The 21,178-nt window shown below is 62.8% G+C and carries 18 protein-coding genes, 1 tRNA gene and 1 pseudogene; 8 read left to right on the top strand and 12 right to left on the bottom strand.

What is annotated here, in order from left to right:
- Positions 1–2: 2 nt before the first annotated feature.
- From E5X88_RS12475 to E5X88_RS12440, 8 genes are all read right to left on the bottom strand, one after another.
- Positions 3–947: a carbohydrate ABC transporter permease gene (locus E5X88_RS12475; protein ID WP_292161585.1), complete on the bottom strand. Its 945-nt coding sequence runs from the start codon at positions 945–947 to the stop codon at positions 3–5.
- Positions 944–1,903 (bottom strand): carbohydrate ABC transporter permease, encoded by a 960-nt coding sequence (locus E5X88_RS12470; RefSeq protein ID WP_292161584.1) that lies wholly within the window; start codon positions 1,901–1,903, stop codon positions 944–946. The genes E5X88_RS12475 and E5X88_RS12470 overlap by 4 nt, the downstream gene beginning before the upstream one ends.
- Before the next feature lie 155 nt (positions 1,904–2,058).
- On the bottom strand, positions 2,059–3,312 hold the full coding sequence (locus tag E5X88_RS12465; RefSeq protein ID WP_292161583.1) for an ABC transporter substrate-binding protein: 1,254 nt from the start codon (positions 3,310–3,312) through the stop codon (positions 2,059–2,061).
- A 59-nt stretch (positions 3,313–3,371) separates the two neighbouring features.
- Positions 3,372–4,883 carry an aldehyde dehydrogenase family protein gene (locus tag E5X88_RS12460; protein ID WP_292161582.1) on the bottom strand — a complete coding sequence of 504 codons (1,512 nt, stop codon included), beginning with the start codon at positions 4,881–4,883 and terminating at the stop codon, positions 3,372–3,374.
- A 16-nt stretch (positions 4,884–4,899) separates the two neighbouring features.
- Entirely contained in the window at positions 4,900–5,676 is a 777-nt protein-coding gene (locus E5X88_RS12455) for an enoyl-CoA hydratase/isomerase family protein (RefSeq protein ID WP_292161581.1), read from the bottom strand.
- The gene (locus E5X88_RS12450; RefSeq protein ID WP_292161580.1) at positions 5,669–7,270 is read right to left on the bottom strand and encodes an acyl CoA:acetate/3-ketoacid CoA transferase; all 1,602 of its coding nucleotides are present in this window, start codon (positions 7,268–7,270) and stop codon (positions 5,669–5,671) included. Before E5X88_RS12450 ends, E5X88_RS12455 begins: the two co-directional genes overlap by 8 nt.
- Positions 7,267–8,283 (bottom strand): Gfo/Idh/MocA family oxidoreductase, encoded by a 1,017-nt coding sequence (locus tag E5X88_RS12445; RefSeq protein ID WP_292161579.1) that lies wholly within the window; start codon positions 8,281–8,283, stop codon positions 7,267–7,269. The genes E5X88_RS12450 and E5X88_RS12445 overlap by 4 nt, the downstream gene beginning before the upstream one ends.
- Positions 8,280–9,323 carry a LacI family DNA-binding transcriptional regulator gene (locus E5X88_RS12440; RefSeq protein ID WP_292161578.1) on the bottom strand — a complete coding sequence of 348 codons (1,044 nt, stop codon included), beginning with the start codon at positions 9,321–9,323 and terminating at the stop codon, positions 8,280–8,282. Before E5X88_RS12440 ends, E5X88_RS12445 begins: the two co-directional genes overlap by 4 nt.
- A 238-nt stretch (positions 9,324–9,561) precedes the next feature.
- Between E5X88_RS12440 and E5X88_RS12435 the strand changes: the two genes are divergently transcribed.
- From E5X88_RS12435 to E5X88_RS12425, 3 genes are all read left to right on the top strand, one after another.
- On the top strand, positions 9,562–10,716 hold the full coding sequence (locus E5X88_RS12435; protein WP_292161577.1) for a dihydrodipicolinate synthase family protein: 1,155 nt from the start codon (positions 9,562–9,564) through the stop codon (positions 10,714–10,716).
- A gap of 140 nt (positions 10,717–10,856) precedes the next feature.
- On the top strand, positions 10,857–11,819 hold the full coding sequence (locus E5X88_RS12430; RefSeq protein ID WP_292161576.1) for a GDP-L-fucose synthase: 963 nt from the start codon (positions 10,857–10,859) through the stop codon (positions 11,817–11,819).
- Between the two features lie 103 nt (positions 11,820–11,922).
- Entirely contained in the window at positions 11,923–12,216 is a 294-nt protein-coding gene (locus tag E5X88_RS12425) for a hypothetical protein (protein ID WP_292161575.1), read from the top strand.
- A gap of 181 nt (positions 12,217–12,397) precedes the next feature.
- On the opposite strand, the gene E5X88_RS12420 is transcribed toward E5X88_RS12425, so the two are convergent.
- Together E5X88_RS12420 and cpdR are read right to left on the bottom strand one after the other, a co-directional pair.
- Positions 12,398–12,472 (bottom strand) — tRNA-Val (locus E5X88_RS12420).
- A gap of 115 nt (positions 12,473–12,587) precedes the next feature.
- Positions 12,588–12,950, bottom strand: a complete 363-nt coding sequence (cpdR, locus tag E5X88_RS12415) for a cell cycle two-component system response regulator CpdR (protein ID WP_006199474.1) — start codon at positions 12,948–12,950, stop codon at positions 12,588–12,590.
- 163 nt (positions 12,951–13,113) lie between these two features.
- Here cpdR and E5X88_RS12410 point away from each other — a divergent pair, with 163 nt between their 5' ends.
- From E5X88_RS12410 to E5X88_RS12400, 3 genes are all read left to right on the top strand, one after another.
- Entirely contained in the window at positions 13,114–14,055 is a 942-nt protein-coding gene (locus tag E5X88_RS12410; RefSeq protein WP_292161574.1) for an N-formylglutamate amidohydrolase, read from the top strand.
- 412 nt (positions 14,056–14,467) lie between these two features.
- Entirely contained in the window at positions 14,468–15,241 is a 774-nt protein-coding gene (gene hisN / locus E5X88_RS12405) for a histidinol-phosphatase (RefSeq protein WP_292161573.1), read from the top strand.
- Between the two features lie 259 nt (positions 15,242–15,500).
- Positions 15,501–16,031: a DUF1579 domain-containing protein gene (locus tag E5X88_RS12400; protein ID WP_292161572.1), complete on the top strand. Its 531-nt coding sequence runs from the start codon at positions 15,501–15,503 to the stop codon at positions 16,029–16,031.
- Positions 16,032–16,061: 30 nt separating this feature from the next.
- Here the strand turns inward: E5X88_RS12400 and E5X88_RS12395 are convergent, their stop codons facing one another.
- Positions 16,062–17,036, bottom strand: a complete 975-nt coding sequence (locus E5X88_RS12395) for an alpha/beta hydrolase (RefSeq protein WP_292161571.1) — start codon at positions 17,034–17,036, stop codon at positions 16,062–16,064.
- 580 nt (positions 17,037–17,616) lie between these two features.
- On the opposite strand from E5X88_RS12395, the gene E5X88_RS12390 reads away from it, so the two are divergent.
- Positions 17,617–18,084 carry an Hsp20 family protein gene (locus tag E5X88_RS12390; protein WP_292161570.1) on the top strand — a complete coding sequence of 156 codons (468 nt, stop codon included), beginning with the start codon at positions 17,617–17,619 and terminating at the stop codon, positions 18,082–18,084.
- Between the two features lie 80 nt (positions 18,085–18,164).
- Here the strand turns inward: E5X88_RS12390 and E5X88_RS12385 are convergent, their stop codons facing one another.
- A complete protein-coding gene (locus tag E5X88_RS12385) occupies positions 18,165–19,217 on the bottom strand; it encodes a low specificity L-threonine aldolase (RefSeq protein ID WP_292161569.1) in 1,053 nt (350 codons plus the stop codon).
- Positions 19,218–19,695: 478 nt separating this feature from the next.
- Here E5X88_RS12385 and E5X88_RS12380 point away from each other — a divergent pair.
- Positions 19,696–21,178 (top strand): annotated as a pseudogene (locus E5X88_RS12380) (glutamate synthase subunit alpha); the annotation flags it as partial.

Raw genomic sequence — 21,178 nt, 5'->3', positions numbered from 1 at the left:
GATTATCCTTTGACGGCGCCGGCCATCAGGCCACGCACGAAATAGCGGCCAGCGACCACGTAGACGAGAAGGGTCGGCAGTGCGGCTATCATCGCCGCCGCCATGTTGACGTTGTATTCGACGACGCCGGTCGAGGTGTTGACGACGTTGTTCAGCGCCACCGTCATCGGCATCGCGTCGCCGGTACCGGCATAGGCGGAGGCGAACAGGAAGTCGTTCCAGATGTTGGTGAACTGGTAGATGACGGTGACGACGAAGATCGGCATCGAATTCGGCAGCATGATGCGCCGGAAGATCTGGAAGAAGCTGGCGCCGTCGACCTGCGCCGCCTTGATCAGTTCGGTGGGGAAGGCCTCGTAATAGTTGCGGAAGAACAAGGTGGTGAAGCCAAGGCCGTAGACGACGTGGACAAAGACCAGGTTGACCGTCGGATTGCCCAAGCCGAACGAAAATCCCGTTGCGTTGCGAAGCGTCACGCCGAAACGGCCGAGGCTGCCTAGGATCGTCGCCATCGGCAACAGCACCGACTGGAACGGGATGAAGCAGGCAAACAGCATCAGGCCGAAGACCAGCGTGTGGCCGCGGAAGCGCCATTTGGTCAGGACATAGCCGTTGAGCGCGCCGAGCAGCGTCGAGATCAGCACTGCCGGAACCACCATCTTGATGGAGTTCCAGAAATAGCCCTTGATGCCGGCGCAGGTCAGGCCGACGCAGGTCTCGCCCCAGGCTTTCGCCCACGGCTCGAATGTCGGCGCCTGCGGCAGCGCCAGCATGTTGCCGTTCTGGATCTCCTCCATGGTCTTGAACGAGGTCACCAGCATGACGAACAGCGGCATCAGGTAAAACAGCGCGAACAGCGCCAGCAGCCCGTAGATGACGATGCGGTTGATGGTCCTGGCGCTGGTACCGCCAGTGCTCTGGCGAGCGGGCGTGGCAATGACGCTCATCGCGGCCTCTCCCTGAGCTCGGAATAGAGATAGGGCACGATGATCGCGGTGATGGTCATCAGCATGATCACGGCGCTGGCCGAGCCGACGGCCATCTCGTTGCGCTTGAAGGTGTACTCATACATGAAGTTCGAAGGCAGCCAGGCCGAGCCGCCCGGCCCGCCGCTGGTCAGCGCGACGACCAGATCGTAGGACTTGATGGCGAGGTGGGCGAGCACGATGAAGGCAGAAAGGAACACCGGCCGCAGCAGCGGGATGACGATCCGGCGATAGAGCTGGAAAGTGGTGGCGCCGTCGATTTGTGCTGCCTTCATGATCTCGCCGTCGATGCCACGCAGGCCGGCGAGGAACATCGCCATGATGAAGCCGGAGGCCTGCCAGACGCCGGCGATCACCACGGTGTAGATGACGAAATCCTTGTTCTTGATCCAGTCGAAATGGAAACTCGTCCAGCCCCACTGGTGCAGGGTCTGCTCAAGGCCGAGGCCGGGATCGAGGAACCATTTCCAGGCGACGCCGGTGACGATGAAGGACAGCGCCATCGGGTAGAGATAGATTGGTCGCAACATGCCTTCGCCGCGGATCTTCTGGTCGAGCAGGATCGCCAGGAACAGGCCGAGTGCCAGGCAGATGAAGATGTAGAGAAAGCCGAAAATGCCCATATTGGTGATCGACGTGTACCAGCTCGATGGCGGGTCGCTCTCGAAGGTCCAGCGCCACAGCCGCTGATAGGCGCGTGACCCGGTGATGGCGTAAGACGGGAAGGTCTTGGAGTTGGTGAAGGACAGATAGACCGTCCACAGGATGAAGCCGTAGACGAAGACAACGGTGATCGCAAAGCTCGGCGCCAGTACGATCTTCGGCAGCGCGTCCTGCAGGCGCGAACGGATCGAGGCGCCCGGACGGGTACCATGCTCCGGCGTCGGCTTGATATTGGTTTCGGCAACCGTGCTCATTGGCTCATCCAGTAACGGGTCATCCGGTATCAGCTCATCCGGTATCCTGGAGCTCACTGGCACCTTCGAAGCGTGCCGATCAAGCTGTCCCAAACCCTGCCTCAAGAGGACCTTCCCCGCGCACGCGGGGAAGGCGTTTTCAGATCGAGAAGGCCTTACTTGGCGTCTTCGATCGCGTTGACCAGCTCGGTGACGGCCTCGTCCGAGGTCTTGATCTGGCCGTGGACGAATTTCGAGACGACGTCCTTGTAGGCATTGGCGACGGCCGGAGGCGCGCCATAGCCTTGCGCCAGCGAACCGAACAGCGTGCCGCCTTCGTTGGCGGCCTTCAGGTCGGCAATGCCCTTCTTGCCGCAAGCGTCGAAGTCGGTGTCAGGCACGTCGGTGCGGGCCGGGACCGAGCCCTTGACGACGTTGAAGGCCGACTGGAAGCTCTTCGACAAAGTGGCGGTGGCCAAGGCGGCCTGGGCGGCCTTGCGGTCGTCCGGAACGTCGAACATGCCGAACATGTCGGAGTTGTAGACCACGCTGCCGTCGGTGCCCGGGAAGCGGTAGCACAGGAAGTCGGTGCCCGGGGTCTTCTTGGCGGCGTTGAATTCGCCCTTGGCCCAGTCGCCCATCACCTGCACCAGCGCATCGCCCTTGATGACCATGGCGGTGGCAAGGTTCCAGTCGCGGCCCGAGAAATTCGGATCGACATAGGTGACGAGCTTGGCGAGATTGTCGAACGACTTCTTCATCGTGTCGGACTTCAGCGATTCCTCGTCGAGGTCGTTGAAGGCCTTTTTGTAGAACTCGGGTCCGCCGGTCGACAGCACGACCGAATCGAACATGGTGGCTTCCTGCCAGTTCTGGCCACCGAGCGCGAGCGGGATGACGCCAGCAGCCTTGGCCTTGTCGAGCAGCGCGACAAAGTCGTCGAAGGTCTTGGGCTCGGTGCCGCCGATCTTGTCCATTACCGCCTTGTTGATCCACAGCCAGTTGACCGAGTGGACGTTGACCGGAGCCGCGACCCACTTGCCGTCATAGACCGAGAACTTCTGCAGGGCGGCCGGAACGGACTTGTCCCAGCCTTCCTTTACCGCCGTCTCGGTCAGGTCGCCCATCACGCCGGCCTCGGCATAGTCGAGCACGGTATAGCCGAGCATCTGCGAGGCGGTCGGGTAGTTGCCGGCCGCGACCATCGCCTTCAGCGCGGTCATGGCGGCATCGCCGCCACCGCCGGCCACGGGCACGTCCTTCCAGGCAAAGCCTTGCTTGGCCAGATCCTCCTTGAGCACGTTCAAGGCGGCCGCTTCGCCGCCAGACGTCCACCAATGCAGCATCTCGACTTCCTTGACGTCCTGGGCATGGGCCGCGAACGCAAGGCCCGACCCGAGGGCCGTTCCGATAAGCAGTTTGCGCAACATGTACTTCCTCCCTTGTTGCAGTTACACGACCGGCGGTTGTCCGCCGGGTTCTTCCCAACTCAGCCGACCCACCATCCGGTGCGCTGGCCGCGATGAAACTGGATTGTCTTTTCCTCGGTATAATCCTCGACGGCTCGCTTGCCGAGTTCGCGTCCGAGACCGGACTGCTTGTAGCCTCCGAAAGGCAACTCGGGATAACCTTCCATGAACGTGTTCACCCAAACGGTTCCCGAACGCACATTCCGCGCCACCGACATGCAGGTGTCGATGCTGGCGCTCCACACGCCCGCCGATAAACCATAGGGCGTGTTGTTGGCGATGCGCAACGCCTTTTCAATCGATTCAAAGGTCAGCACCGAGAGCACCGGGCCGAACACTTCCTCGCGTGCAATGGCCATGTCCTCGGTCACGCCGCGGATGATGGTCGGGTCGAGATACTGGCCGGCACTCGAGGCGATCTGCTTGCCGCCGCTGGTGACCTGGCTGCCATCGCTCGCCGCCGCTGCGACATAGCCCGTGACCTTGGCCAGGTGCTCGGAAGAGATCATCGCGCCGACCTTGGTGCCGTCGTCGAGCGGATCGCCGACGGTGACCCTGGCGGTCAGTGCCTTCACCGCGCCGAGGAAATCGTCGGCGATCGCTTCATGCACGATCAGCCGGCTGCCAGCGTTGCAGCATTCGCCGGCGTTGAAGAAGCCGCCGAACACTGCCGCGTCGGCGGCTGCCTCGAGGTCGGCGTCGGGGAAGACGATCTGGCCGTTCTTGCCGCCGAGCTCCATCGACACTTTCTTCAGCGAATTGGCAGCCGACGCCATGGTCATCTTGCCGACCCGGGTGGAGCCGGTGAACGACACCATCTCGACCAGCGGATGGCTGACCATCGTTGCGCCGACATCGGCGCCCAGGCCAGCGAGTATGTTGACGACGCCATTCGGCAGGCCGGCCTGCATCAGGATGTCGCCGAGAACGAAGGTCGAGGCCGATGTCATCTCACTCGGCTTGACGACAGCCGTGCAGCCGGCGGCAAGCGCGAAGGGCAGCTTCTGGCTGACGATGAGAAACGGAAAATTCCATGGCGTGATGATCGAGACGACGCCGATCGGTTCGCGCAGCACGACGCCCAGCATGGCGTCGCCGAGATTGGCGTAGGTTTCGCCATGGAGCGTACGGGCAAGGGATGCCGCATAGCGCCAGATGTCGACGGCGCCGCCGATTTCGCCGCGCGCCTGGGCGATCGGCTTGCCGGATTCCAGCGCATCGAGCCGGGCGATCTCCTCGAGCCGCGCCTCGATCAGGTCCGCCGCCTTGAGCAGGATCGCGGCGCGCTCTGCGGCCTTCATGCGCGGCCAGGGGCCGGTCTCGAACGCCTTGTGCGCGGCGGTCACCGCCGCCTCGACGTCCGCAGCCCCGGCTTGCGCATAGCGCGAAACCGTGAAGCCATGGCCGGGGCTCTTGCGCTCCAGCGTCCGCCCATCGCGGGCATCGACATGCTTGCCGTCGATCAGCAGCCGGTACGCCTTCGGCGCTGTGGATGCCTCGGTGGGCATGGCGATCTCGAGGGGCAAGTTCATACGTTTTGGATTCCGCTTATGATCTTGAAAACGCTGGTTTCTGTTTGGCCTTGAAAGCGCCGACACCGGCCTTGATGTCACCGGTCAGCGCAATGAAGCCGCTGGCCAGCGCCTCTGTCGCGGCGGCACTTTCCTCCCCCTCGGCGACCGCGATCATCAGCTTGGCGGCCTCGGTCGCCAGCGGCCCGCGCGCGGCGATTTTTTCTCCCCAGGCCTTGGCCTCGGCGAGTGCCTTGCCGGCTTCCACCACGCGGTCAATGATGCCCAGAGCAAGCGCCTCGGAAGCGGGAAAGACCTCGCCGCCGAGCGCCATGCGCCGCACTGTCTGCGCGCCGAAGCGGCGCACCGCGCGCTGCGTGCCGGACCAGCCGGGCACCACGCCGATCGAGGTTTCAGGGAAGCCGAGCTTCACCTGCGTTTCCGCCACGCGGAAGTCGCAGGCGACCGCCAGTTCCACCCCGCCGCCCAGCGCATGGCCGGACAGCACGGCGACGGTCGGCTGCCGCAACCTTGCCAGCCGGTCGAAGACGCGGTGGCCGTAGCGCACCCACTGAACCTGGAAATCGGCGGCGCTCATCTGCGACCAGGCTTCGACGTCGCCGCCGGAGCAAAAGCCCTTGCCTTCACCGCATAGCAGCACGACGCGGACGCCATCCGCTGCCTCGGCCTCGTCGAGCGCGGCTTCCAGCGCGCGCAGCATCGGTATGTCGAGCGCGTTGAATTTCTCCGGCCGGCGCAACGTGACGATGCCGAGGGGCCCGTCGGTTTCAAAGGTGACGAGACGCTCAGGCATGCGCACCTCCAAGCGAGGCGCCGCCATTGAGCGACAGGCCGATCGGCCGATCCTGATAGAGCACCGAAGGTGTCACTTTCAGGTCGTTGGCGACACCGAGCGGAATCTCGGCCTGCGCCAGCACATCGCGCTCAAGGTCGATGCCCGGTGCCAGCTCCGTCACCATCAGCCCATCCGGCGTCAGCATCATCACGCAGCGCTCGGTGACATAGGTGATGTCCTGTCCTTGCGCGACCGCGCGCTTGCCCGAGAACGAGATGTGCTCGACCTCGCCGACCACCTTCTTGACCTTGCCTTCCCCGTCGATGCGGATGCCGCCATCGGCCAGCGACAGCTTGGCGCCGGCATTGAAGAAACCGGAAAAGACGATCTTCTTCGCCCGTGCGGTGATGTCGACAAAACCGCCGGCGCCAGCGGTGACATGCGGCCTCGCCGAAAGCTTCGACACGTTGACCGAGCCGTGGCGGTCGATCTGCAGGAACGAGAGCAGCGAAGCGTCGAAGCCGCCGCCCTGGAAATAGATGAACTGGTGCGGCGAGGGCATGAAGGCATCGGCGTTCGACGAGCAGCCGAACTTGAAGTCGAGCAGCGGCACGCCGCCGACCGCGCCCTGCTCAATCACCCAGGTGACCTTGCCGTGCTGGCCTTCCTCGAGAAGGATGCGCGGCACGTTGGCCGAGATGCCGAAGCCGATGTTGACGGCCATGCCGTCGGCAAGCTCCATCGCGACGCGCCGGGCGATCACCTTCTGGACGCTCATCTCGGTGGTGCGAAAGGTCGACAGCGGCCTGAAGATCTCGCCCGAGATCGCCGGATCATAGGGTGTCAGCGTCGTTTGCAACTGGTCGGGCGCCACCACGACATGGTCGACCAGCACGCCGGGCACGCGCACGTCATGCGGCTTCAGCGTACCGTTCTCGACGACGCGTTTGACCTGCGCGATGACGATGCCGCCATTGTTGCGGGCGGCGAGCGCCTGCTCGAGCCCGCCGAGATAGGCGCCCTCGTGCTCATAGGTGAGGTTGCCGCGCTCGTCGGCCGTCGTCGCCCGGATGATCGAGACATCAGGCACGATGGAGCGGAAATAGAGCCATTCCTCGCCGTCGAACTGCTGCACCGAAACGATCGGCTCGCTCGCGGCCGCATTCATGGCGCAGCCCTGATGACGCGGATCGGCGAAGGTATCGAGGCCGACCTTGGTCAGCACGCCGGGGCGCTTGGCAGCGGCCTCGCGATGCATGTCGAACAGGATGCCTGACGGCACATTGTAGGCAGCGACCGAATTGTCGCCGATCATCTTCCAGATCTGCGGTGGTTCAGAGGAGGAGGGGCCGGACGGATAGGAGCCGCACAGCGTGCGCGTCAACAGGCCGGGCTTGGCCAGATGATCGATGCCCTTGATGCCGTACATGTCGCCGGCGGCGATCGGGTGCAGCGTCGTGATGTTCTTCGGATGGCCTTCGGCGTCGAAGCGCTCGCCGATCGCGGCAAGCACCGCATCCGGGCAGCCGAGGCCGCTCGACGACGAGACGGAAACGACCATGCCGTCCCTGATCAGGCTCGCGGCCTGTGCGGCGGAGACGAGCTTGCTCATCCTGCGCCCTCGAGTTTCGGATCGATCGCGACTGATTTGCCGGACTTGGCTGAATGCAACGCCGCTTCGGCCGCTGTCAGAGACCAGACGCCGTCCTCGCCGGTGGCCGACGGTCGGCCCTTACCATGGATCGCCGCATGGAACTGCCGCACCGACCTGACATAGAGATCCTCGCGGTCGAAGCTCAATTCCTCCTCGCCCTTTGCCGTGCGCAGCAGCACGGAGCCGATCGGTTTCTGGGTCATCACATCTTTCGCGATCAGCGAGCCTTCGCTGCCATGCACCTCGAAGCCGGTGCCGGCGAATTTGGTGGTGAAGCCCTCATGCGACTGCGCGATGATGCCCGATTTGAAGCGCCAGACACACATCGCGCCATCTTCCAGTCCGCTGCCGGCCATGCCTGCCGTCTGCGTGAACGCCGAGACCTCGAGCGGATCGTCGCCAAGCACGAAGCGCAGCGTGTCGGCATCGTGCACGGTGATGTCGAGCACCACGCCGCCACCCGCTTCCGGCCTGGTGATGCGCCAGCCCTGCAGGTTTTCCGGCAGATAGACGGCGTGGAAGACGCGTGCGGCAATCGGCTTGCCGATGCGGCCGGCGGCAATGGCTTCGCGCATCGCCCGGTGCGAGCCGGCATTGCGCAGGTGGTGATTGGTGCCGAGCACGATGCCGGCCGCCCTGGCGGCGGCGACCATCCTGCGCGCATCGGCGCTGGTCAGCGCGAGCGGCTTTTCGCACAACACATGTTTCCCCGCCTTGATGGCTGCCAATGCCTGTTCGAGATGCAGTTCGTTGGTGGTCGAGATGTAGACGGCGTCGATGTCGGAGCCGAGCAATTCATCGAGCGTCGAGACGGCGAGCGGAATGCCGTTCTCCTTCGCATAGGACGTGGCGCGCTCCGGGCTGGAACTCATCACCGCCGCGATCCGCCCGTCGGCCTGAGCGCGGATGGCGCTGATCATGAATTGCCTGGCGATCGTGCTTGCGCCGATCAGTCCCCATTTCACGGTCATGCCGCGTCTCCCATTCCCGCACGCCGATCAGGACCGCAACTGTCCCTGACGACGAGGTTGACGGCGCCGATATGATCCTCGGCGCGCGTCGTGCGCGACTGGATCATCTTCAGCATGACATGGGCGGCGCGCTCGCCGAGCCCCGCCGAATCCACCGCGACGCTGGTCAGCGCCGGCATGTAATGCTGGGCCTCGACCACGTCGTCGAAGCCGACGACGGCGAAATCCGCGCCGGGCTCGAGGCCGCGCTTGCGCAGCGCCAGCATGACGCCGAAAGCGACCGCATCGTTGAAGCACAGCGCCGCGGTCGGCGGCTCGGCCATGGCGAGGGCCGTTTCCAGACAGGCAATGCCGCCCCTGCGGCTGGTCTCGCCTTCGACGACGAGCGTATCGCGCGAGGCGATGCCGAGCGCCTCGCAAGCCTCGCGAAAACCACCCAGGCGCTCGTGATAGACCACCAGATCCGACGATCCGCCGAAGAAGGCCAGCCGCCGATGGCCCTTGCCGATCAGATGGGCGGTAGCGAGCCTTGCGCCGCGATGATTGTCGGGCGCGATCACCGGGATGCGGCTCTCGGGAAGGCGGCGCATGGTGAAGACGATCGGAAGGCCCGCCGTCTCGATGCGGCGGAAGGCACCGGGCGTCGTGCCGCGCGCCGGCGACACGATCAGCCCGGCGACACCTTGTTCCATCAGCGATTTCAGCACTTCTTCCTGACGCACTGGGTTCTCCGCCGTGTTGGCGATGAACGGCACGACGCCTGCCGACTGGAAGACGCGCTCCATGCCGACCGCCATTTCGGCGAAAAAGGGATTGGTGAGATCGTTGATGACCATGCCGATGACATTGGAATGGGCCTTGCGCAGATTGGCGGCGCCGCGATTGTAGACATAGCCGACGTCCTCGATCGCCTTGCGCACCTTCAGCGCGGTTTCAGGCCGGATCAGCCCGCTGCCCTGCAGCACGAGCGACACCGTCGATTTGGACACGCCCGCCTCACGGGCAATGTCGAGTATCGTCGCCTTGGCCCTGCTGGCCATCCAGATCCGTCCTCCCGGTATTTCAGATCGAATTTATTGGAACGTTCTAATCCCGATGCTGCATCTGAGTCAATCAGGATTTTTCCCATCGGAAAACGAGGAGTTCAGCGCACTGAATGCGGTGCTTCCAAGGGATTATGCTGCGACATAACATCTGCCGAGAGCGGATCTCAGAATCAAAACGGCACTTGATTTATTGGAACGTTCCATTTAATAGGCGCGGCCAAGGGAGAGATCGATGGACATTGCCTTGCCCGAGGAGGGCGGCCGCAGCACGCGCTACCGTCTTGTCGGCCAGCCGGCACAGCCGGTAATCGGCGCCCGGTTTTCGCGCATCGCCTATGCGGCTGCTCATGTCGTTGCCGACCCGCTTTCCATGACCGATCCGTGGTCTCATCCCGTGATCGACTGGGATTGCACGATGGCGTTCCGCCATCATCTCTGGCGGCTCGGCTTCCGTGTCGCCGAGGCGATGGACACCGCGCAGCGCGGCATGGGCTTCGACTGGGCAAACGCCAGGGAATTGATCCGGCGTTCGATCGCCGAGGCGCGAACGGTTGAAGGCGCCGATCTCGCTTCGGGTGCCGGGACAGACCATCTGACGCCAGATGCCGCCAAGGGGCTCGACGATGTCATCGCGGCTTATGAAGAGCAGTTCGGTTTCGTCGAAGGCCTGGGCGGCAAGGCGATCATGATGGCCAGCCGCGCGCTGGCGACTGTCGCCAGGGGGGCTGACGATTATATCAGCGTCTACGACCGCATCCTGTCTCAGGCATCCGGCAAGGTCATCCTGCACTGGCTGGGCGACATGTTCGATCCGGCCCTGAAGGGTTATTGGGGCAGCCATGACTTCGAGGTCGCGCTCGATACGGTCGTCGCCCTCATCGAACGGCACGCCGGCAAGGTCGAGGGGATAAAAATCTCGCTGCTCGACGCCGGCAAAGAGGTTGCCTTGCGGAACCGGCTGCCTGACGGGGTGGTCATGTTCACCGGCGACGATTTCAACTATCCCGAGCTGATCGCCGGCGATGGCGAAAGACATTCGCATGCGCTGCTCGGCATTTTCGACGCCATCGCGCCGGTCGCCAATGCCGCGCTGGCGAAACTGGCCGACGGCGACCGCGCCGGCTATGACGCGCTGATGGCGCCGACCGTGCCTTTGTCGCGGAAGATCTTCGAGGCGCCGACCGAATACTACAAGGCCGGCATCGTCTTGATGGCATGGTTGAACGGCCACCAGGAGCATTTTTCGATGGTCGGCGGCATGCAATCGGCACGCGGCATCCGCCACTATGCCGATGTCTTCCGCCTTGCCGATCAGGCCGGATTGCTGGCCGACCCGGAGCTTGCCGTCGCAAGAATGAAGAGCCTGTGTGCCGTCGCGGGTGTCTGACTGTTTGCCGAAAAGACTCCGCCTAAATCTTCGATTTGCCTTGTCCGGCCAAATCTGTATGCGGTATGCGTCCGACGCAGGCCCATCCGGCGCACCGACGCCAGATGGTCATAGCGGCCGTTCTGCACAGGGATACGCCAATGGATTTCGAACTTCAGGGCAAGCGCGTTTTCGTGGCCGGGCATCGCGGCATGGTCGGTTCGGCCATCGTGCGCAGGCTGGCGGACGAGGACTGCGAAGTGCTGACCGCTTCCCGTGATGAACTCGACCTGATGAACCAAGCCGGCGTGCGGCGCTGGATGGCCGACCACAGGCCGGACGCGGTGGTGATGGCGGCGGCCAAGGTTGGCGGCATCCTGGCAAACGACAGGTTGCCGGTGGATTTCCTGCAGGACAATCTCATCATGCAGACCAACGTCATCGAGAGCGCTTTTCGCAACGAGGTGCAGAAATTGCTGTTTCTCGGTTCGTCCTGCATCTATCCGAAATTCGCGGCGCAGCCTATTTCCGAGGACGCCTTGCTGACCGGGCCGCTCGAGCCTACCAACGAATGGTATGCGATCGCCAAGATCGCCGGGCTGAAACTGTGCCAGGCCTATCGGCGCCAATATGGTGTCGAGTACATCTCGGCGATGCCGACCAACCTCTACGGTCCGGGCGACAATTTCGACCTTTCCACCAGCCATGTCGTACCGGCTCTCATGCGCAAGGCGCACAAGGCAAAGCGCGCCGGCGACAAAAGCCTGGAGGTCTGGGGATCGGGCACGCCGATGCGCGAATTCCTGCATGTCGACGACGCCGCCGATGCCCTGGTCTGGCTGCTGAAAAACTATGCCGGCGACAGCCACGTCAATGTCGGCTCGGGCGAAGACATCACCATTGCCGAACTGGCCCGCACCATGCTCTCCGTCGTCGGCGCCGATGCCAGGCTCACATTCGATGCGACGAAGCCGGACGGCACGCCGCGCAAGCTGATGGACGTGTCGCGCCTGTTTGCCACGGGCTGGCGCCCGCGGTACCCGCTTCGCAGCGGACTGGAACAGACCTATGCGTGGTTTCTCCAGCATATCGAGAAGGGCGATCTCCGCCTCGGCGCGGCCTGACTCTCAATCGCACCGATTGCCAAAGGAGACGACCGCCCCGCCCCGAAGCGCGTCGCGAGGCTCATGCGGCGCCTGGAAGCGACGGCTTCGCAGACGTTTTGGCATGTCCTTTAATTTTCTTGTGAACCAATCCTGCCCGAGAAGCAACCAAGCACTGCGTTTGCAAAGCGCGGTCAATCATGGAGAACTTCTCATGTCTATTGCTATACGAAATATCTTTCTTGCCGCCGTCGCCGCTTCGGTGCTGGCGGGTTGTCAGACGACAGTGACGAGAGAGTGCGACAAACCAAATACAAAAACCGTCTACAGCGGCAAATGCTGCGGCGTGGGCGATACCAACTGCCGGGAAGGCAACGGCGGCAGACCGGGAAATACGCCAGACCCAAGGCCCCAATGATCCCGACCCCGCCCGTCCTGGTTCGAGCCGGGGCGGGCGTCCCACGTTTCAGGGCGGGGCGTTCTCAAGATCCGCTCACAGCTTTCTCATGGTATTCGCTAGGCAATACCGATCCGGAGGCCGCTCGGGGATAAACCGACGCGATGCAGGCGAAATACAGGAGACGGACGATTTGTCTGGATGGTGGGCGTGACAGGGATTGAACCTGTGACCCCTGCAATGTCAATGCAGTGCTCTCCCGCTGAGCTACACGCCCATCCGAAGCCGCGCATACACCATTTTTGCGCCGGCGCGTCAATAGCAGGAAAAGGGAAAGAAAGGCTCGCCTTGTCGCACCGTTGAGGGCGTGCCGAAGGCCTGCCTGAATCGGTTCAGGCTGCCTGCAGCATCTTTTCGACCTCGTTGACGAGATCGCGCAGATGGAATGGCTTCGACAGCACCTTGGCGTCTTTCGGCGCCTTGGAGTCCGGATTGAGCGCAACGGCGGCGAAGCCGGTGATGAACATGACCTTGAGGTCGGGATCGATCTCGGTGGCGCGGCGGGCGAGTTCTATGCCGTCCATCTCCGGCATGACGATATCGGTCAAGAGCAGCGAGAAAGGCTCTTCGCGCAGCCGCTCATAGGCGCTGGCGCCATTGTCGAAATCGCTGACCTGGTAGCCGGCACGCTCCAGCGCCTTGACGAGGAACCGGCGCATATCGTCGTCGTCTTCCGCCAGTAGAATGCGTGCCATCTTATCCCGTCCGAATCACCCACCCGAGACTGCCGTGGGGCAAGCCCGTTAACCATCCTGTATATGAGGAGGTGACGGTAAACATCAAGTGAACGATGAAGAGCCCGACCCGTATTTAACAAAGCGGTCCGGACGCCGAAATGCTGGACATGCGGCCGGTGAGGTGGCACTTTCCAACCATGATGCATTCGTATTTTCGGGTTCGTTCAAATTGAAAACGGCAGCCGAGGATTTTTCGGTCGTTCCACCCTTCGAAATCCGGTCGGGCGCCGAACAGCGCGTCCCCTTCCTCTTCAACTCGCCGCATAGCGGCCGCCACTATCCGGACCGGTTCCTGGCCATGGCAAGGCTGGACCGAAACGCCATCCGCCGGTCCGAGGATTGCTATGTCGACGAATTGTTCGGCGGCGCCGTTGCGCTCGGCGCGCCGATGCTGGCGGCAAACTTCCCGCGCGCCTATCTCGACGTCAACCGGGAGCCATGGGAACTCGATCCGCGCATGTTCGCCGAACCCGTGCCGTCCTTCTGCAACATCCGCTCGGCGCGCGTGGCCGGTGGGCTTGGCACCGTGCCGAAGCTGGTGGGAGAGGGGCTCGACATCTATGCCGGCCGCTTGCCGCTGGCGGAAGCCATCGCGCGTATCGAGGCTGTCTACAAGCCTTATCACGAGACACTGAAACGGCTTTTGACCAGGACCCATGCGCGGTTCGGCTTTGCCGTGTTGATCGATTGCCACTCGATGCCGGCGAGCATCAGGGTCGGCGACAGCGGTCTCAGGCCGGACTTCATCGTCGGCGACCGTTTCGGCATGTCCGCCTCGGCAGCGTTGACCGAGACGGCGATCGGCCTGCTCATCGGCATGGGCTACACCGTCGCCCATAACAAGCCCTATGCCGGAGGCTTCATCACCGAGCACTATGGCCGCCCGGTGCGCCATCTCCATGCACTGCAGATCGAGGTCAATCGCGGGCTTTACATGAACGAGCGGACGTTCCAGAAATCCGCCGGCTTCGATGCGCTCGCCGACGACCTGGCACAATTCTCGGCCGACCTGATGGCGATGCCCGATCACCATTTCATCGATCTGCCGCTTGCCGCTGAATGACGCCAAAAATCGGGAATCGATTCTTGCAAGGGATCCTGCACCAGATGAAGAGATCTTGCGCCGGATAAAGGCGTCAGCGTGCGGGTCGGGGAAAGGCGCACGGTTCGCTGGATGTCGCGCCGAAAAAAAGACCGCATCGTTTGCACGACACGGTCGAAGTCTAGGGAGGAAACGCCCAAGGAGGGCATGGACAGGAAAACCTGTCCGAGAACAAAACTATTGTGCGCTGCACAAATGTCAAGGCGCCGGCAGGCGTTTTTAATTCACTGTGATGTGAAAATTGCATTTCGAGGTAGGCAGCGTTGCATTCGAGCAACAGTTGCCGCTGCGCAAAAGTTTCCACACGCCCTTGTTTTGGCGGAAGACCACAGGCAAACGACTGTCTCAGCATGCCGCAACGCGGGAGAATCCGTTGGACATCAGCATCGATTTCATGCGGCGCATTGCACATGCCGCCGCGGCCGAAACCTTGCCGCGCTTCCGCAGCCAAGGCGCGGTCGCCAACAAGGAGCAAGGCAGCTTCGACCCGGTCACCGAGGCCGATCGTGAGGCCGAGCGGGTCATCCGGGCGCTTATATCGGCGGAGTATCCCGATCACGGTATCCTCGGCGAGGAGCATGGCAGCGAGAACATCTCCAGCAGGCATGTCTGGGTGGTCGATCCGATCGACGGCACGCGCGCCTTCATTTCGGGCCTGCCGGTGTGGGGCACGCTGGTCGGGCTGACGGTCGACGGCGATGCCGTTGCCGGCATGATGTCGCAGCCTTTCACCGGCGAGCTTTTCTACGCCAACGCTTCCGGTGCCCACTACGAAGGTCCGGGCGGACCGCGAAGGCTGACGACACGCAAGACGACTGATCTCGCCGAGGCGACGCTGTTCACCACCACGCCGGCTCTGTTCAAGGGAGACGCTCGCCTGCGCTACGATCTGTTCGAGCAGCAGGTCCAGCTCGCCCGCTACGGCACCGACTGTTACGCCTTCGCCATGGTCGCGGCGGGAAGCGTCGACATCGTCGCCGACCCCGGATTGAAACCCTACGACATCGTCGCACTGATCCCGATCATCGAGAAGGCCGGCGGTGTCGTCACCACTTTCGAAGGCGGACCGGCGGAAAACGGCGGCGACATCCTGGCCGCAGCGACACCGGAGCTTCATGCCGCCGCGATGGCCGCGCTGCGCGGCTAGGGTCCGCTGATATTCAGGTGATGCCGGTCTGTAAACCGCCGCTTCCTGCGCTTCCGGGGCTCACGTACCCAAAAGTACGCTCCGCTCCGGTTCTCGGAAGCCACGATTTTCGACTTGGCCTGACCTGAATCTCAACGGACCCCTGGCGCAGTTACGGGTGGATCAGGCAGCGATTGCTAGATTCGACGGGGCCAGTCCTGACAGCAGGATGTCAGTAGCCCTCTGCTATGGAAGGGTGTCACCAGAGGGAGGATCACACATGCCGACGCAAGCAACAGCAAGCCGTTCCGACGAAGGCCCGCAAGACGGCCGGACCGATTTCGATTTCTTCCACGGATGCTGGAACGTCAGCCATCGACGGTTGCGGAAGCGCCTGCAAGGCGACATGAACTGGGACGTGTTTGGCGGGACATGCGACGTGCGCCCGATCCTTGGCGGCCTCGGCAATGTCGACGACAATGTCATTGAATTGCCCGGCGGCGCCTATCGCGCCGCCACGCTGCGGACGTTCGATCCGGCGGCGAGACAATGGTCGATCTGGTGGATCGACGGCCGCAACCCGTCGACAATGGATGTTCCGATGCGTGGCACCTTCAAGGCGGAGGTCGGCACGTTCCTGTGCGAAGACGTCTTCGACGGCCGCACGATCCAGGTTCGCTTCCTCTGGTCGCGGAACACTGAAAACTCGGCGCGTTGGGAGCAGGCTTTTTCACCGGATGGCGGCAAGAGCTGGGAAACCAACTGGATCATGGATTTCGCCCGGCAGGCCGAGTCAACGGCCAGCGCATGACCCACCCATGCCGAAACACCGGCCGGTCGCTCAGGCCGTGTCGTCGCTTCCGGGAATGAAGGCGTCGAAGGCGGCAAGGAACTGCTCGCGATAGATGTCGGCTTCCTGCAGGATTTCATGGCGTGCGCCATCGATCGTCAGCAGCGAGCCGAGACGCAGACGTCTGGCATAGGCTTCCACGGCCTTGGTCGAAACGACCTGATCGGCGCCGGCGGCGATCACCAGCAAGGGGACCTGGATCCGGGCCATGAAGCCCGGATCGCTGATGGTTACCGACGCCTCCGCGGCTGCTTTCAGCCAGCGGATCGTCGGGCCGCCGAGCGCCAGTTGCGGGTAGGTCTCGTAGATCAGCGTGTTGCGCCGATATCGCTCCGGATCCGATGTCACCTTGTTGGTTGCAAAGGGTGCGGGCTCCTTCGGCCGCGGCCCCCAGGCGGCATAGAGACGGCCAAGGCCGAGGAAACAGAACAACGAACAGAGGCGGCGAACGGTCTTTATCGAGACCGGCAGGTCGGGCACGGTCAAGAACGGCGCGATCAGCACCATGCGCCGCACCCGGTTCACCATCGACGGCGCGGCAAGCAGCGTAATCACCGCCCCTGCCGAATGGGCCAATATGTAGTATGGCCCCCGGCAGTCGGGCAGCACGATCTCCTCGAAGAACTGTTCCAGATCGGCGGTGTAGTCGAGGAAGCTCCTGACATAGCCGCGCTGGGGGTCGCCGATCAGCCGGTCGGAGCCGCCCTGGCCGCGCCAGTCGAGGGTCGCAACGCCGAAGCCGCGGTCGGCAAGGTTGCGGATGGTCTCGAAATATTTCTCGATGCACTCGTTGCGGCCGGTGAGGACGATCACGGTGCCCTTTATCGGGCGGGCAACGGCCGGAAATAGGCCGTAGCGGATCTTCTTGCCGTCACGCGTGGTGAAGAAACCGCCGGCCGCATTTTCCGGTGACGGATTGCCCGGAATTTCGTGGAAGATGGGAACTTCGTGGAGGAGGTCCGTCATTCGGCACTTCGTTCTTGGTATGTCATTGCCGGTATTGGGCCGGTATTGGGCCGGTATGGCCGGCATTGAGGCCTGCATTGGATGCAAGCCCCAGGGCATGGTGATAGACGCCCATGCGCCAAAAGCAAAGGAGTTCCGGGTGGATGAGCGCGCAGGCAACGAGCAAGGCCGGAAGCAGCCTGCGGCTGCTTCCGGCCTCTGTCGATCCGGGAGGAAGGGACGTTACACCCGGTCGGCCTCGTCGCGGCGCCTCGCGCATGACCCCGAAAATCGGACCCGATTTTCGCTGGAGATCATGCGCAATCAAAGTGTTACAGCGTCCTTTGCGCGCCCGGCGGACGCGCGGCGCCATAACCGCCGCCTGTTGCTTGATCCTGGAAACAGTCTAGCGCCGCTAAGCTGAACGTCGGCCGAAGCCCCGGTTCATCTGCCGTTCATCGAGAAATCTTGAAATGCTTTCGGCTACTCCCCAAATGTTGAGTGCGGCCGCCAATGTCGGGGCCGCTGGCCCATCCGGAACGCCTTTACGGGTTTTGCACCGGCCATACGCAAACCTTGTTGCTCAACAGGAGAACACACCATGCGTCACGTTGATTTTTCCCCGCTCTATCGTTCGACCGTCGGCTTCGACCGGTTGTTCACCATGCTCGATTCGCTTGCGCAGCCCGACGGCGCGCAGACCTATCCGCCCTACAACATCGAGCGCACCGGCGAGGATGCCTATCGCATCTCGATGGCGGTCGCCGGCTTCTCGGAAGACGAGATTTCGATCGAAGCCCACCGTAATGTGCTGACCGTCAAGGGTGAGCGCAAGGAAGAGGGCAATGGCGAAGGCTCCGAACTGCTCTATCGCGGTATCGCGTCGCGTGCCTTCGAGCGCCGCTTCCAGCTTGCCGACCATGTCGAGGTCGTCGGCGCAACGCTGAAGAACGGCCTCCTCTTCGTCGACCTCAAGCGGAACATTCCCGAGGAGCTGAAGCCCCGCAAGATCGCGATCACCGCGTCTTCGGCGAAGGCCAAGCAGATCGAGGCCAAGAACGCCGCGTAAGCTGCGTAACCAAAACGGTCTCGTCAGGGACTAAGGGCGGCGCCAAGCGCCGCCCTTTTCTATTGGGTGGACGAGTGCCGCTACCCAGCGATCAGGGTGCCAAAACGGTCGACGTCTTCGGCTGTGGTGGCAAAGCTGGTGACGAACCGGTAGAGTGCCTCGTCCTCGCCGATATGGCCGTCAAAGCCATGCGGCTTGTGCCAGTCATAGAAGGCCGCACCGGCCACTTGCGCTCTTTCAGCCTCTGCCTTTTTCATCACCGCGAAGACCTCGTTGGCTTGCGGCAGCCAAGCCAGACGCGCCGACGGGGAATCCTCGATCACTGCTGCAAGGCGCGCTGCCATGGCGTTGGCGTGCCGGGCCGTGTCGAGCCATAAGCCGTCCTTGAAATAGGCTTCGAATTGCGCAGCGACGAAGCGCGATTTCGAGAATAATTGCGCCGCGCGCTTGCGCAGGAAGGCCAGTTCCCCGGCGCGGTCGAGATCGAACAGCACGATAGCCTCGGCGCACCAGCAGCCGTTCTTGGTGCCGCCGAAGGAAAGGATGTCGATGCCGCGCTTCCAGGTCATCTCCGCCGGCGTTGTGTCGAGCGCGACCAGCGCATTGGCGAAGCGGGCGCCATCCATGTGCAGCGGCAGTTTGTGATGCTTGGCGATCTCCGAAATCCGGTCGATTTCGTTCAGCGTGTAGATGGTGCCGACCTCCGTCGACTGGGTGATCGACACTGCCATCGGGCGCCCGGAATGGACGATTTCAGGCGCGAACCGGCTGACCGCCCTTTCCAGCTTGTTCGGATCGATCTTGCCCAGCGCACCGTCGACGGCGTAAAGTCGTGAGCCGCCGGTAAAGTATTCCGGCGCGCCGCATTCATCCTCGATGACGTGCGATTCTCGATGGCAGAAGGAAATGCCGCCGGGCTTGTTGTAGGTGGTCAGCGACAGCGAATTGGCAGCAGTGCCGGTCGCTACGAAAAACACCGCGACCTCGCGCTCGAAGATTTCGTTGAAGCGTCGGTAGACGGCCTGGTCGAGGGCGCCGTCGCCATAGGCGATGGAAAAGCCGCCGGCATGGGCCGACAGGCCCGCGGCGATGTCGGGATGGGCGCCTGCCCAATTGTCGGAAGCGAAAATCATGCGTTTGCCTGTGCTGGGAAAATCGATGCGACCTTGGCCGCTTTCGCATGCCGCCCGCAAGTGCCAGGCGCCGAAAAAGCGGTAAAGCCAGTGAGAGGCAAGGATGGAGACAAACGACCGAAGGTTACGTTTTGACATGGCCGTGCGTAATTTTCTATCGCTGAATGCCCAAGATTGTTGTGAATCGGTCTTGTGCGCATCTGCAATTTCTGTCATAAAAATTTAGGACAGTAGTGCTGTCTTATTTTGTCGCGCAAAACAGGCTGGATTGGCGTATCATCGGGCCTCTCCGGCTGTTGCCGCGAGCGACAGGTAGACAGTCTGGCTCTGGCCTGTAGATTGCCGGATGCGAACCATGTGGAAAGCCACTTGGTTCGGCAAGGATTTCGCAAGACGTGCCGTAAGGATGAGAGGGAAGCCCATGCGCTTCCCGATGGAAACCAGCGCCCCTAAGCGGCGCGGAACGGAGGACAGGATGATGACGGAAGTGACGCCATCTGCGACGAACGGCCCGGCCGCGCAGACGAAAGCGCCAGCCGTCAAAAATCCATTGCGAACCCCTACCGGCTACGCCGCTCACGGCCTTTACGATCCGCGCAACGAGCACGATGCCTGCGGCGTCGGCTTCATCGTCAACATGAAGGGCGTCAAGTCGCACCAGATCGTCAAGGACGGCCTTGCCGTGCTCGAAAACCTGACGCATCGCGGCGCCGTCGGCGCCGATCCGCTCGTCGGCGATGGCGCCGGCGTTCTGGTGCAGCTTCCAGACCGTTTCTTCCGCGAGGAAATGGCAGCCCAGGGCATCGATCTGCCGCCAGCGGGTCAGTACGGCGTCGGACATTGGTTCATGCCGCAGGATGCAGCACTTCGCGCCCATATCGAGGACATCATCGCCGAATCGGCTCAGGCCGAGGGGCTTCCGTTGATCGGTTTCCGTGACGTGCCCGTCGACAATTCGTCCCTGTCGAAGGCTCCGGACATCGTGGCATCCGAGCCGTTCCATCGGCAGGTCTTCATCGGCCGCACGGCAGACATTACCGACGACGAGGAGTACGAGGCCAGGCTCTATTTGCTGCGCAAGGTCATATCGGGCCGTATCTACGCCGAGAACGACAACAAGGACATCGGTTCCTATTGCGTGTCGCTGTCGGCGCGCACCATCGTCTACAAGGGCATGTTCCTGGCCTATCAGGTCGGGGCCTACTACAAGGACCTCATCGATCCGCGTTTCGAGACCGCTCTGATCCTCGTCCACCAGCGCTTTTCGACCAACACGTTTCCGTCGTGGAAGCTGGCGCATCCCTATCGCATGGTCGCGCACAATGGCGAGATCAACACCGTGCGCGGCAACAACAACTGGATGGCGGCGCGACAGGCGTCCGTCGACTCCGAGCTGTTCGGCAACAATATCTCGAAGCTTTGGCCGATCTCCTACGACGGCCAATCCGACACCGCGTGCTTCGACAATGCGCTCGAGTTCCTGTTTCAGGGCGGATACAGCCTCAGCCACGCCATGATGATGCTGATCCCGGAAGCCTGGGCCGGCAACAAGCTCATGGATGCCGATCGCAAGGCTTTCTATGAATATCATGCCGCGCTGATGGAGCCTTGGGACGGGCCGGCGGCGGTCGTCTTCACCGATGGCCGCCAGATCGGCGCGACGCTCGACCGCAACGGACTGCGCCCGGCGCGCTACATCGTCACCGACGACGACCGCGTCATCATGGCCTCCGAGGCCGGCGTGCTGCCGGTGCCGGAGGAGCGGATCGTCAAGAAGTGGCGGCTGCAGCCCGGCCGCATGCTTTTGATCGACCTGGAGAAGGGCCGCATCATCTCCGACGAGGAGATCAAGTCGGAGATCGCGACCAGGCACCCCTACAAGAACTGGCTCGCCAACACGCAGTTGATCCTCGAAGACCTGAAGCCGGTCGAACCGCGCGCGCTGCGCAAGGATGTCAGCC

Source organism: Mesorhizobium sp. (genome assembly GCF_004962245.1).
Classification (GTDB): domain Bacteria; phylum Pseudomonadota; class Alphaproteobacteria; order Rhizobiales; family Rhizobiaceae; genus Mesorhizobium.
The sequence above is the reverse complement of the archived record's forward strand: the minus strand, read 5'-3'. Positions and strand labels throughout refer to the sequence as shown.